The organism is Bacillus sp. S71 (assembly GCF_016625265.1).
Classification (GTDB): Bacteria; Bacillota; Bacilli; order Bacillales; family Bacillaceae_G; genus Bacillus_A; species Bacillus_A cereus.
On sequence record NZ_JACVUW010000010.1, the window covers coordinates 150,685 to 163,755 of the forward strand.

Sequence of the window (13,071 nt, forward strand, 5' to 3'; positions counted from 1 at the left end):
AAACCGATATGAAAAAATATATTCTTTCATTAGACCAAGGAACAACAAGCTCACGTGCAATTTTATTCAATAAAAAAGGTGAAATTGTTCATTCAGCTCAAAAAGAGTTTACACAACATTTTCCAAAGCCAGGCTGGGTAGAGCATAATGCACAAGAAATTTGGGGATCTATTTTAGCAGTTATCGCAACTTGCTTAAGCGAAGCAGATGTAAAACCAGAACAAATCGCTGGTATCGGTATTACGAACCAACGTGAAACAACGGTTGTATGGGATAAAACAACTAGTAAACCAATTTACAACGCAATCGTATGGCAATCTCGCCAAACAGCTGAAATTTGTGATGAGTTAAAAGAAAAAGGTTATAGCGAAATTGTTCGCGAAAAAACAGGTCTTTTAATTGATGCATACTTCTCTGGAACGAAAGTAAAGTGGATTTTAGATAACGTTGAAGGTGCAAGAGAGAAAGCAGAAAACGGGGATCTATTATTCGGAACAATTGATTCATGGCTTGTATGGAAACTATCTGGTGGTAAAGCACACGTAACAGATTATTCAAACGCATCACGTACGTTAATGTTTAACATTCACGACTTACAGTGGGATGATGAGCTTCTAGACATGTTAACAATACCAAAGAGTATGCTTCCAGAAGTACGTCCATCATCTGAAATATATGGAGAAACAATTGATTACCACTTCTTCGGTCAAAATGTACCGATTGCAGGTGTAGCTGGTGACCAGCAAGCAGCATTATTTGGACAAGCTTGTTTCGGTGAAGGTATGGCGAAGAACACTTACGGAACGGGTTGCTTTATGTTAATGAACACAGGTGAAAAAGCAGTAGCTTCTGAGCACGGTCTATTAACAACAATTGCATGGGGAATAGATGGTAAAGTAAACTACGCATTAGAAGGAAGTATTTTCGTAGCAGGTTCTGCAATTCAGTGGTTACGTGACGGAATGCGCATGTTTAAAGATGCAAGTGAGAGTGAAGTATATGCTTCTCGCGTTGAATCAACTGACGGTGTATACATTGTACCAGCGTTCGTTGGACTAGGAACACCTTACTGGGATAGTGAAGTACGCGGCGCTATGTTTGGTGTAACACGCGGTACGACGAAAGAGCATTTCATTCGTGCAACGCTAGAATCTTTAGCTTACCAAACGAAAGATGTATTATGTGCAATGGAAGCAGATTCAGGTATTGAACTGAACACATTACGTGTTGATGGCGGAGCGGTTAAAAATAACTTCTTAATGAAGTTCCAAAGTGATATTCTAGATGTTCCTGTAGAGCGTCCAGTGATCAACGAAACAACGGCTCTAGGTGCAGCATACTTAGCTGGTCTTGCGGTTGGATATTGGAAAAACCAAGATGAAATTAAATCACAGTGGCATATGGACAAACGCTTTGAACCAACGATGGAAGCGGAAACAAGCGAAGAGCTGTATGCTGGATGGAAAAAGGCAATTGAAGCAACAAAAGCTTTCAAATAATCATAAACAGTGTTATAATGGTGACAAGTTAATAATTCGGTAGGAGATTTGGAGAGACCACAACGCGCTATAGAGGCGAAATCTATAGCGGAGTTTGTGGTCTCTTTTTTCGTTATCAAAGGGAGGAATTACCATGAAATTTTCAAGTAAACAACGTAAAGACGTATTAAACGGAGTAAATAAACAAGAGTTAGATGTGATCGTAATTGGTGGAGGTATTACTGGTTCTGGTATTGCATTAGATGGAGCAACACGCGGGTTATCAACAATTGTGTTTGAAATGCAGGACTTTGCAGCAGGTACATCAAGTCGTTCAACGAAGCTTGTACACGGTGGTCTACGTTATTTAAAACAACTTGAAGTGAAAATGGTAGCAGAGGTGGGTAAAGAGCGTGCGATCGTATATGAGAACGGTCCCCATGTAACAACACCAGAGTGGATGTTACTTCCGTTCCATACAGGCGGTACGTTCGGATCATTTAGTACATCAATTGGTCTTCGTGTATACGACTTCTTAGCAGGTGTAAAACGAAGCGAGCGCAGAAAGATGTTTAACCGTGAAGAAACGCTAAACAAAGAGCCTCTTGTAAAAAAAGAAGGATTAAAAGGCGGCGGTTACTACGTAGAATATCGTACAGACGATGCGCGTCTTACAATTGAAGTAATGAAAGAAGCAATTGAGCATGGCGCGAAAGCTGTTAACTACGCAAAAGTAGACAGTTTCTTATATAAAGATGGAAAAGTATGCGGTGTACGTGTAATCGATTTACTAGACGGTGAAGTATATGAAGTTTACGGTAAGAAAATTGTAAACGCAGCTGGTCCTTGGGTAGATACACTTCGTGAAAAAGATAACTCGAAAAAAGGAAAAGTACTTCAGTTATCAAAAGGTGTTCACTTAGTAATTGATCAAAAACGTTTCCCACTCGGGCAAGCGATTTACTTCGATACACCAGATAAACGTATGGTGTTCGCGATTCCTCGCGGAGGAAAAACATACGTAGGTACAACAGATACGTTCTATGATAAAGACGCAGCTGTACCACAAATGACAACAGAAGATCGCACATACATCATTAATGCGATTAACTACATGTTCCCAAGCGTGAAAATTACAGAGAAAGACATTGAATCAAGCTGGGCTGGTGTACGTCCGTTAATTTATGAAGAAGGTAAGAATGCATCTGAAATTTCTCGTAAAGATGAAATTTGGACTTCTGAATCTGGTTTAATTACAATCGCAGGTGGTAAATTAACAGGATACCGTAAAATGGCTGAAATGGTAGTAGATTACGTAACGAACTTACTACAAAAAGAAGGTCATAGCGCATATCCGAAGAGCGATACGAAACATATGCCAATCTCTGGTGGACATGTAGATGGTTCACACGGATTCCCAGCATTTGTTGCGAAAAAAGCAGACGAAGGTACAAAATCTGGTTTAACGAAAGTACAAGCAGAAGAGTTCGCGAAATTCTACGGCTCTAACGTTGATGTACTGTTCGACTTAGCGAAAAAACATAAAGAAGAAGCGAAAGAATACAACATGCCGCTTGAAGTTCTAATCCCACTTGTATACGCAATGGATTACGAAATGACAGCAAAACCAGTTGACTTCTTCGTACGCCGCAGAGGCGCTGTATTCTTCAACATCCACTGGGTATACGAGTGGAAAGAAGCAGTAATCAACTACATGGCTGCGAAACTAGGCTGGAGCAAAGAAGAACAAATGAAATATACAGCTGAACTAGAAAAAGCACTAACAGACGCTGTAATTCCTGTAGATCAACAAGAACAGGCAGCTGCGTTAGCATAAAATAGAGAACCACCTGAAGGGGAGCCTTTAGGTGGTTTTTTTATGGGTTATTTTTCTAACTGTGTTGTATAACGACATATGTTGTTATACTATGTATATAAGGTGGTGGTATTGTTGGACAAAGAAATCTTGAAGGGAAGTATAGATATTTTATTACTTTCTATCATTGCAAAACGTGATACATACGGATACGAAATAGCTCAAAGTTTAAAGGATGCAAGTGAAGATTTGTATAGTATGGGACAGGGAACTTTGTACCCTGCTTTAAAGAGATTAGAGAAAAAGGAGTTTCTTGAATCTTATTGGAATGAATCTGAGAATGGGATGAAAAGGAAATTCTATACTATTACAGATAAAGGGAAAAAAGAATTGCAGAAGAAAGTGAACTCTTGGGAGAGTGTAACAGCATTAATTCAAGCTTGTCAGAAAGGAGTTATTTATGAGTGAATTTGATGAGTATATTAAGTCTATTTTAGCCTATTCAGAACTTAGTGATATTGAACAGGATGAGTTATTTCTAGAAATGTATGATCACTTGAACAGCTTGAAAGAAGAATATATGGAACAAGGTATGAATGAAAAAGAAGCGATTTATAAAGCGATTCAAAGTTTTGGAGAATCAAAAGTTATTGGCGTAGAGATTAATAAATCGGTATACGAAGTTCCTAGGCCATTAAAGGTGTTATCAAAAGTTTTATGTATTCCTTATATAATCATTTGTTTTATTGTCTTTTTAGGAACGTTTATTTCAACTTCTACATTTGACTCTGTTCGCAGTTTGACAGGTGGTGGGACTGTCTATCATCCCATTGAATTTTGGCAGCAATTTTTACATATATCTGATTTAGAAACGTTATTACAACTTTTTGGAATAACACTTTGGCAAGTTAAAGATTTTATTGCACATCCAGGTCCTTGGGGAAACTCAACTTATTGGTTAAGCGTTTTACAACATATAATATTAGTAGTTCCATTCGGATTTTTCGTTCCAGTGCTGATTAATAAAGTGACTAACTATAAGAAAGCTCGTAAGTGGTATGTTATGACCTTTCTTGTTTGGGAGATATTACATTTACTAACTTTGTCTGATGTTTTTGATGTGTGGCGGATTGCTATAAATATGCTCGGTGCGTCGGTAGGATATCTTTTATTTATAAGCATAATGCAACTGGATAATAAATTTAGGGTTATGCGAAAGAAGATATTTGAAAATTAGCTCGCTATTCTGTAGTTTAAATTATACAAATTTAATTTGATGGTAATAGAGTATCGCTGAAAACATAGGTACTATGTAGTGAGAGGATTTTTTATATTCGTAATAGGTGTTGTTCCTTGTTTAATCCTACTGTTATGAAGCGGGTCCATAATCCGTCTTTATTGGTGCTATAAATGATGAGAGCGGCACAGCTGAACTAGAAAAAGTCTAGATCAACAAGAGCAGGCAGCTGCGTTAGCGTAAAATAGAGAACCACCTGAAGGGGAGCCTTTAGGTGATTTTTTCTCTTGACTAAAAATAAATAAAATGTGTTACAATGATGATAGAGTATTTAGTGTGAATTTTGCATAAAATAAAAAAGACAGAAGCCTGAGAAACTTCTGCCTTTGTAACCTAACTTGCTATTGTGGTGGTAGTAGGTGCGGTTATAAGACAATTACATTAACGTTTTAGCCGAGAACCGCCCTTACCTTTTCCACGAAGCAGGGTGGTTCTCGCTTTTTTGTATACAGAAATTAGCCATGGACCGACGTATCTTCTACCGATGACAACGCCAGCTCCGGTTAGGATACCATACACTAATTTAATTACAAACATCGCGATCATATTATCACCTCCCCCCTTTTTTTCAAAATGGAAGAGATGATTGCCACACCTACTAGTTATAGCTTATTAAGTTACATTTTAATTGTATTATGTTTTAAAATAGGGAACAAGACATATGGATAAAAAGTTCTAGTTTTAAATGGTGGTTGTGTAAATTGTGGTTTATCATATATAACCTGTTTATGAGTTTCCTACAAGTTAAGGTTTTCATGCAATTGCGTTATGTATAGAAGTTTAAATACTACACTTGTATGAAGAATATATTAGTTTTGATATTATCGATTCATCTTTGTATGGCCATGATATATTAGATTTTTTAAGTGAGCGTTAGAAAGAAGGAGGACTCGATTAAATCGGTTCTCTTTTTAATTTAGCGATGAGGGGAATCTTGATGATATAAAACTAAGACAAAATCCTTATTGTAAACTTAAGGAGCGCCTTGGGAGAAAGACGCTCTTTAGGTGAACGCATTGTAACGACTATTCGGTTTATTATATGTAATTTACTGAGGAAGTGCTTTATAAAAAATGTGATTGCCAATCGTATTTTTTTATACATTTATAAAACTTTTCCATACAGTGCGTCGTCTAATATATGGGAAGGAGGAAATGATGTGGATGAATTAACGATAGAAGCGTTTGAAATAGAAGATAAGGAGGATCTTATCGACGAAATAATGAACAAGTATGGACAAGAAGTCCTGCAGCTTGTGTATTCGTATGTGAATAATAAAGAGGTTGCGGAGGATTTAACGCAAGATATATTTGTGAAATGCTATAAATCCCTTCATACATATAAAGGGAATTCGAATTTGAAAACATGGTTATGGAGAATTGCAATCAATCATTGTAAGGACTATTTAAAAAGTTGGTATAACAAAAAAGTTATCGTGACAGAGGATGACTTTACGTATATGGAGAGTCAAAAAGAAAGTGTGGAACAAACAGTTATTCAAAATGCTGAGGATAGTAGGTTGGCTTCTGCGGTAATGAGTTTACCGATAAAATATCGAGAAGTCATTTATCTATTTTATTATGAAGAATTATCAATTAAAGAGATTGCTACGGTAATAGACGTAAAGGAAAACACGATAAAAACGAGACTGAAAAAAGCGAAGGAGCTTTTGAAGAAAGGATTGGAGGAATAATCAAATGGAAGACCGATTAAAAGGCTTGCGAAAATCAATGGAGAACACAACGTTTAAACATTTGAGTTTTTCTGATCAACACCAGAAGCAGGTGCGCGAAAAAATTAAGCAATCGTCCGAAAAGGAAGAAGATATCCTTTTAGCAGTGTTACAACTTCTTATGAATGAAAAAACAGGTTATGAATTGATGCAGTTGCTAAGAGGGAGAGGGATTCAAAAATTCGAAGGTGATGAAGGGTCTCTATATACTTTATTACATCGTTTAGAACAGAATCGCTTTATCCAATCTAGCTGGGATCACGCAGGAGCTAAATATTATCAATTAAATGATAAAGGAAACAAGATGCTGCGAAAGGCAGAAAAAAATACTACGAAGGTACAATTTATATTAAAAGGCTTAGTACAGGAGTGAGGCGAAATTGAATAAAAGAGGGGATCGTTTTGTAAGCGAAGTTACGAACCATATTAAATCAAAAGAAGCAAAGAGCTTTGTAGCAACTGAACTAGATTTTCACTTAAGACAGGCGAAGAATATGTGGATAGAGAAAGGCTTAAGTGAGGAAGTTGCTGAAGATAAGGCCGTTGAACAAATGGGAAGTCCAATTAAATTGGGACAAGAACTTAACAAACTGCATAAGCCAAAGGTTGATTGGTTCTTACTTATTTTATTAGTGGCTGCTATGGGGTTAGGGTTTTTGCCGGTTTTAGTTTTTGGATATACGAATGATGTAATAATAAATAAGGTGATATTTGTTATTCTCGGTGTTGTAACAGCGATTGGAATGATGTTACTTGATTATCGGAAATTAGAGAGAATGGGATGGTTGTTTTATATAATCGGAGTAGTTGTCCTGTTAATGCTATACTGTTTTCCAAACGCTTCAATGATTGGAGAATCGTTAATACAAATCGGCCCAATTGCAATTGACTGTCTAATGGCAGTGCCTTTCTTTTTTCTAGCTTGGGCTTCTTTTTTTAATGATAGTAGGTTAAAGATTATACATCTTGTGGTTTTATATTTATTTTCTTTGTATTTATTTTTGATTGTATCCACCCTTTCGTCAATTTTTATCTATATTACGATGGTATTCGTTATGCTTTGGTGGAGTAAGCTAGGAAAGAAAACGTCGTTGATTATTACGATTGTACCTATTTGTTTATTTGTTATCAAGGTATCCGTATCATGGTCTTCAGGATACCACTTAGATAGACTTTTAGGGTATTTAAATCCTGAGAGTGATGCAGGTGGCGCAGGATTTATGTATATACGATTAAAAGAGGTAATGTCATCAGCAGGTTGGTTTGGTACATCTGGAGATACAAAATTCATCCCTGCTCCGGATACTGATTTTGTATTTGCAAGTTTGACTTACTATTATGGGTATTGGCTTGCGTTAATTCTTGTCTTTGTTCTTTCTCTTTTTGTAGCAAGATTAATAGTCATCTCTTATAAAATAAATGATCGGTACGGTAAATTGCTGCTCGTTGGTGGATTGACTCTTTTTGTATTCCAGTTCATTTATAATGTTGGAATGATACTAGGATTATTGCCGCTTGCTGCTATATCCTTACCTTTTATTAGTTATGGATTAACGCCGACTGTATTTCATGCGCTTATAATGGGGATTGTGCTGAGTGTATATAGACGTAAGGGTATTTCATTCAGAATTAGAAAAACACCTTGATACTTATATAAGTTGCATATAAAAGAATTCATTATTATGATCAAGTACAAACGGAAATAGATAGTAGAAGAGGGTTATGATAAATAACCCTCTTTTCGTGTTTAAATAAGTGCACTCTCTTTAACAGAAATACATAATTCAGAACGAGAGATTGATTCAGTTAGTTGCTGTAAATAAGAGTATTCTTCCGCATCTTTTTCGGAAGTGTTAGGATCTAGTAAAGGTGAAGAAAGAAGTACATCAATCGTAAGTATGTCTGCATCATGAGAGACGATGTTATAACCTGCAAATACAGGTCGTTTTAAGTCTTTTACTTTTTGAATCATTTGATGGAATTTCGTAACACTTATATGGATTTGTGCGAATGGAAAGCATTTTTGGATAGGATTCTCGATGTTCTTTCTAATTTTATAATCGTATACATAGTAGTACTTTTCTTGCTGCTCAAGTGTTTGCAACTCTTTCGTTAATGAGTGGTATTTGTCTGTAAGTCCAGTTGTGAGTGCACGATGTTCTTCGCCAACTAATAATGTGAAAGGTCTTGGTGAGGAGATTGAAATGGTGCGGACGTTTAGGTTAGTAAAAGTTTGATTAGATTGTAAAATGGTATGTAATTTTTCGGCAGGAAATTCACCGTCATAAATAGCAATGAAATAATGATTCATGTTTCCACTCCTTGTTTTTTTCTAAAATGATATATTCTACTTTGAAGGTGTAAATCCTGCACAAAAAAGAAACACCTTGATTGTTATCAAGGTGTAATAAGTTCAAAACTCTCCGAATCAGCCCCAAGTATAAAAGGACTAACCTCGCCAACGCTATAAAGTTGCAATTCATGCATTGCACGCGTACAAGCAGTATAGAACAATCTACGAACGCTCTCATCACTGTACACATCTTTAGAAGCATCGTAAATAATAACGGCATCAAATTCGATACCTTTCGCTAAGTAAGCAGGGATCACGACAATGCCTTGCTCATACTCGGCTGAGTTACTTTTCACAAGTTTAATATTCTCGATATGACTAAGTGCTTCGTAGGCAGCGGCGCTTTCAGCTGCGGATTTACAGATGATTGCGATCGTATTGTGCTGCTCTGTTTGTAGTGCAGCAACTTTAGCAGTAATATGTTCGTGTAGTTCGTTGTGGTTAGCTACTTTCGTTACTGTAGGTTTCTCGCCGTCGCGTTCAAAGGCGTGAATGTTCTTCCCTTCCGGTACGAGAGCACGTGTAAATTCAATAATCGGTTTTGTTGAGCGGTAGCTACGAGTTAAGTTAATACCGTTCGTTTCATCTGGTCCGTATAAGCTAGTAAGTGTATTGAAATTCACGGCCTCACTCGCATGGGCAAATATCGCTTGGTTAAAGTCTCCGAGTACCGTCATTCTTGCGGCAGGGAAGAGACGTTTTAAAAACTCGAACTGGAACGGAGAGTAATCTTGTGCTTCATCTACGAGTACGTGTTTAATCGATCTGTTCGTTTGGAAGCCTTCAATTAATTCTTTTAAAAGTAAAAATGGAGTCGCATCCTCGTAATATAGCTTTCCTTCATCAAGCATGTTCACCGTTAGAGAGCAAATGTCATCCCATTCTTTCGGTTTTTCTCCAGTAACCCATGATGCGTCTGTGAAGAGTTGTTTATAGATTCCTGTGAAATTGATGAAGCGCAGTGTTTGAACGCCTTTACGAAGCGGCTTCAATTTTTTGCGGACAATCATACGTCCCAGGACTTTCGTTTCTTTCTCATAATCATTAAAAGAGTTGTCGTCAAACTCGCCTTTTTTCTGCAAGTATTTATAAGCCTTTTGATATTCATCTTTACTAAGTAATTCAATTTCTTCTTCTACCCAAGGCTTTTTTAGTTCTGCTTTTTCAAGTGCATCTATTTGCTTATTTAGCCAATCCGTTAACTTCTCAATTCGACTATGGAAGCGGAGGGAGGAGTCGGTATTGTAAAATTGCTCTGTAATTTCTTTAGCAGAGGCAATCAGTTTTCCTCTAAATTTCATTCCTCTAAATAGCATGCCTGAAGTTTCAAGAGATTGTCTGTACGCTCTAATCATCTCGAAAAATTGAGTGGATGCTTTAAATCGGATGCTCGCATTTCTCGTTTTATAGGTAGGGCTATTCGTTTCAGTTAACATATATTCCAATTGCTCATAAGGGTCTTCAACATCAAATGACTTACTTAGTCTATGATTTAAATACTCTTGGAATGTAACTTGCTGCATATTTTCTTCACCGAGTTCAGGTAGTACGTTAGATACGTAGCTATTGAACATAGAGTTTGGGGAGAAGAGAATAATTTGATCCGCTTTTAGCCATTCGCGATATTTATATAGTAAGTAGGCGATTCGCTGCAGGGCAGCTGATGTTTTACCACTACCAGCAGCTCCTTGAACGATAAGGAGTCGGCCTTCATCGTGACGGATAATTTCATTTTGCTCACGCTGAATCGTAGCGACGATGCTCTGCATATGTTTGTTTGTACCTTTTCCGAGGGCTTGTTGCAGAATTTCATCACCGATTGTGAGGCTCGTATCGAACATGGAATCAATCTCGCCATTTTGAATAATGTATTGTAATTTTTTCTCCACATTACCGCGAATTACGCCGCCTGGTGTGTTGTATTCAGCCGGTCCTGGTGGATAGTCGTAATAAACACTTGAAATTGGGGCGCGCCAGTCATAAATAAGAAAGTTTTCTCCGCTTGCATCAGTAAGGGTAGAAACACCGATATAGATTTGTTCTGCGGCAGGTTCGCCTTCTTCAGTAAAATCGATGCGTCCGAAGTAAGGTGCTTTTTGCATACGTCGCAGCGCGGCAAGTCGATTAAAGGTGTGTTTATGGGTGATTTGTGTAACAGCTAGTGACTGAGCTTGTTGTCTTAAGTTGATAACTGTTTCAAGGTAATCATCAAAAGTATCTGTATTCACTTTAACGTCATCCCAGAAGTGTTTACGGATGTTGATTACTTCTGCCCGGCGTCTGCCAGTTTCGTTTTCCAGCTTATCAATTTGCTGCGTAATCGTTTCGATTACGGTATCCAATCGTTTTTGCTCTAGATCAAGTTTTTTGTTCATACGTAAGCACTCCTTTAAAAGTGAAAAATAGAGGTTGACTGAAGAAAGGTTTTGTTGTACAATTAAGATACGGATAAATACGTTCTGTTTATTTTAGAAAACGTGTTTCTGTACTAATTTAACATAGTTTCTTAATTTAATCAATAATGATGAGATAAACCCTTGGTTCCACGCATTGTGAATCAAGGGTTTTTTGTTTTTCTGTAAGAAATAATTGCAATTTTGCCGAGGATGATCTAAGTAAAGTATAGCAACAATCAGGAATAGGGGGATACTGATGCAAAAATATTTTGAGGAAGCACATCGTTTTTGTTCTCGTAATAGAAAGCACTTAGAAAAGGATGTTATATGTGGTTGTTTCTATTGTTTAGAAATTTTTCATCCAGAAAAAATTACAGAGTGGTGGGATGATGATAACACAGCAGTTTGTCCGTATTGTGGGATTGACTCTATTATAGGGGAAAGTTCAGGATTTAGAATCACAGAAATGTTTTTAAGTGAAATGCATAAAAGGTGGTTTTAGTTAAACGAATGACAAAATAAACTTTCGGTAACGAAGATAGTGTAAAACTAGCTAAGATTGTACACTATCCATAAAATGAAAAAGACGTTATCCTTTCTATAGAATCGAAGAGTCAATCATGTAATTTCATTTACCCAATCTGTACACAATTTCCCCCTGGAAGAGGGGACATAAAAAAGCTCGGGCTTAGCCCGAGCTTTTCATTATTTCTTTTCGTCTTTTTTATCGTCAGCTTTTGGCTCTTTGAAAAGATCTTTTAAATCTTTATCGTCAACTTTTACGTCAGCTTTTTTGATTTCTTTCATCATAAGGTCGTTCATGAATTGTCCATCTTGTACTTTTTCTTGAGCTAGTGATTTTTTAATATCAGCTTTTGCTTTATCGAAAGTTGCATCTGCGTGATTATCAGTTACTTTAATAATATGGTAACCAAATTGTGTTTTTACAGGTTCGCTTACTTCACCTTTTTTCAACTTTTGAGCTGCTTCTTCAAATTCTTTTACCATTTTCCCTGGTCCGAAGAATCCTAAGTCGCCACCTTTTTCTTTTGAACCTGTATCTTCAGAGTATTGTTTTGCTAATTCTTCGAAAGATTTACCTTGAGCAAGTTCATCTTTCACTTTTTTAGCAGTTTCTTCATCTTTTACAAGGATATGACTTGCTTTCACTTCTTTTTTATAATCCTCGAATTTTGCTTTTACATCTTTATCGGTAATTGCTTGTTCAATCGCTTTTTCTTGAGCTAATGAGGCACGGATAGTATTTTTAAATGTTTCTTCTTTCATGCCTTGTTGTTTTAATAGTGTATCGAATTGATCACCAACTTGTTTTTTCGTTTCATCAAACTTTTTGTCTACTTCTTTTTCATCTACTTTGTAGTTTTTAATAAGTACTTTTTCCATAACCATGTTATTTAGTGTTTGTTTACCAGTTGGTGAATTTTTCATTTGTTCATAGAACTCTTCTTTTGTAATGTCACCAGCTTTAGATGTAACGATTTTGTCTGATGATGATGTTCCACATGCTGATAATGCGATTACACTTGTTGCGGCTAAGGCAAGCATAGCTTTCTTCATTCGATAAACACTCCTACTATTATGTATTTTTAATTTATCCTACACCGATGAATTTTAAATTCATAAGAGCCCGATTAAGTCTCACTGATACTTTTGCTTTTTTGTATTGGTAAAGCGCGCTTAACAGGGCTTACCGTGGCTGAGGATAAAGTTTTGATGAATGTTTTGTTCTATAGTATAAGCAATATGTACAAAATTTAATATATCATATTTCGACGCGTTTTCATATTGATAAAGAAAAATTAACCAGTACGTGTCAGATTTTGAAAGTGTGCCATATTGGGCGTATGCCGCATATACAGAATAGAGGAGGGGATGGGGATGAATTCTCAACTTATTTTATTACTTGTACTGTTTATTTTATTGGTTATTGTAGGTATAATTTGCTTATAGAGGAAAAAAGTGAGGAAGGGGCTTTCCT

At 36.6% G+C, this 13,071-nt stretch carries 12 protein-coding genes; 8 read left to right on the plus strand and 4 right to left on the minus strand.

From position 1 onward, the window contains the following. Positions 1-8: 8 nt before the first annotated feature. From glpK to IBT51_RS20585, 4 genes are all read left to right on the plus strand, one after another. Positions 9-1,499 (plus strand): glycerol kinase GlpK, encoded by a 1,491-nt coding sequence (gene glpK, locus IBT51_RS20570; protein ID WP_088022079.1) that lies wholly within the window; start codon positions 9-11, stop codon positions 1,497-1,499. 133 nt (positions 1,500-1,632) lie between these two features. Then, a complete protein-coding gene (gene glpD / locus IBT51_RS20575; RefSeq protein WP_000672829.1) occupies positions 1,633-3,315 on the plus strand; it encodes an aerobic glycerol-3-phosphate dehydrogenase in 1,683 nt (560 codons plus the stop codon). A 114-nt stretch (positions 3,316-3,429) separates the two neighbouring features. Continuing rightward, positions 3,430-3,762, plus strand: a complete 333-nt coding sequence (locus IBT51_RS20580; RefSeq protein ID WP_000356630.1) for a PadR family transcriptional regulator — start codon at positions 3,430-3,432, stop codon at positions 3,760-3,762. Then, complete coding sequence (locus IBT51_RS20585) at positions 3,755-4,531, plus strand: VanZ family protein (RefSeq protein ID WP_200458622.1); 777 nt, start codon at positions 3,755-3,757, stop codon at positions 4,529-4,531. Before IBT51_RS20580 ends, IBT51_RS20585 begins: the two co-directional genes overlap by 8 nt. A 441-nt stretch (positions 4,532-4,972) precedes the next feature. Here the strand turns inward: IBT51_RS20585 and IBT51_RS20590 are convergent, their stop codons facing one another. Beyond that, positions 4,973-5,137, minus strand: coding sequence for a hypothetical protein (locus IBT51_RS20590; RefSeq protein WP_000561154.1), 165 nt, complete (start codon positions 5,135-5,137; stop codon positions 4,973-4,975). 613 nt (positions 5,138-5,750) lie between these two features. On the opposite strand from IBT51_RS20590, the gene IBT51_RS20595 reads away from it, so the two are divergent. From IBT51_RS20595 to IBT51_RS20605, 3 genes are read left to right on the plus strand one after another with little or no spacing between them, the layout of a single operon-like run. Then, positions 5,751-6,284 carry a sigma-70 family RNA polymerase sigma factor gene (locus IBT51_RS20595; RefSeq protein WP_200458621.1) on the plus strand — a complete coding sequence of 178 codons (534 nt, stop codon included), beginning with the start codon at positions 5,751-5,753 and terminating at the stop codon, positions 6,282-6,284. A 4-nt stretch (positions 6,285-6,288) separates the two neighbouring features. Further along, positions 6,289-6,696, plus strand: a complete 408-nt coding sequence (locus IBT51_RS20600; RefSeq protein WP_088022076.1) for a PadR family transcriptional regulator — start codon at positions 6,289-6,291, stop codon at positions 6,694-6,696. 7 nt (positions 6,697-6,703) lie between these two features. Then, positions 6,704-7,969 carry an FtsW/RodA/SpoVE family cell cycle protein gene (locus IBT51_RS20605; RefSeq protein ID WP_088022075.1) on the plus strand — a complete coding sequence of 422 codons (1,266 nt, stop codon included), beginning with the start codon at positions 6,704-6,706 and terminating at the stop codon, positions 7,967-7,969. Between the two features lie 101 nt (positions 7,970-8,070). Here the strand turns inward: IBT51_RS20605 and IBT51_RS20610 are convergent, their stop codons facing one another. Both IBT51_RS20610 and helD read right to left on the minus strand, forming a co-directional pair. Continuing rightward, positions 8,071-8,634: a hypothetical protein gene (locus tag IBT51_RS20610; protein ID WP_053565080.1), complete on the minus strand. Its 564-nt coding sequence runs from the start codon at positions 8,632-8,634 to the stop codon at positions 8,071-8,073. An 86-nt stretch (positions 8,635-8,720) separates the two neighbouring features. Then, the gene (gene helD / locus IBT51_RS20615) at positions 8,721-11,051 is read right to left on the minus strand and encodes an RNA polymerase recycling motor HelD (RefSeq protein ID WP_200458620.1); all 2,331 of its coding nucleotides are present in this window, start codon (positions 11,049-11,051) and stop codon (positions 8,721-8,723) included. 277 nt (positions 11,052-11,328) lie between these two features. Here helD and IBT51_RS20620 point away from each other — a divergent pair, with 277 nt between their 5' ends. Next, positions 11,329-11,574: a cytoplasmic protein gene (locus IBT51_RS20620; protein WP_069355163.1), complete on the plus strand. Its 246-nt coding sequence runs from the start codon at positions 11,329-11,331 to the stop codon at positions 11,572-11,574. Between the two features lie 203 nt (positions 11,575-11,777). Here IBT51_RS20620 and prsA read toward each other — a convergent pair whose 3' ends face one another. Continuing rightward, a complete protein-coding gene (gene prsA / locus IBT51_RS20625; protein ID WP_064532786.1) occupies positions 11,778-12,650 on the minus strand; it encodes a peptidylprolyl isomerase PrsA in 873 nt (290 codons plus the stop codon). Positions 12,651-13,071 lie beyond the last annotated feature (421 nt).

Bases quoted from the DNA above. Each gene is read 5' to 3' on its own strand.
- glpD (WP_000672829.1), top strand. From the start codon at position 1,633: ATGAAATTTTCAAGTAAACAACGTAAAGACGTATTAAACGGAGTAAAT.
- glpK (WP_088022079.1), top strand. From the start codon at position 9: ATGAAAAAATATATTCTTTCATTAGACCAAGGAACAACAAGCTCACGT.
- IBT51_RS20590 (WP_000561154.1), bottom strand. From the start codon at position 5,137: ATGATCGCGATGTTTGTAATTAAATTAGTGTATGGTATCCTAACCGGA.
- prsA (WP_064532786.1), bottom strand. From the start codon at position 12,650: ATGAAGAAAGCTATGCTTGCCTTAGCCGCAACAAGTGTAATCGCATTA.
- IBT51_RS20610 (WP_053565080.1), bottom strand. From the start codon at position 8,634: ATGAATCATTATTTCATTGCTATTTATGACGGTGAATTTCCTGCCGAA.
- IBT51_RS20620 (WP_069355163.1), top strand. From the start codon at position 11,329: ATGCAAAAATATTTTGAGGAAGCACATCGTTTTTGTTCTCGTAATAGA.
- helD (WP_200458620.1), bottom strand. From the start codon at position 11,051: ATGAACAAAAAACTTGATCTAGAGCAAAAACGATTGGATACCGTAATC.
- IBT51_RS20600 (WP_088022076.1), top strand. From the start codon at position 6,289: ATGGAAGACCGATTAAAAGGCTTGCGAAAATCAATGGAGAACACAACG.
- IBT51_RS20585 (WP_200458622.1), top strand. From the start codon at position 3,755: ATGAGTGAATTTGATGAGTATATTAAGTCTATTTTAGCCTATTCAGAA.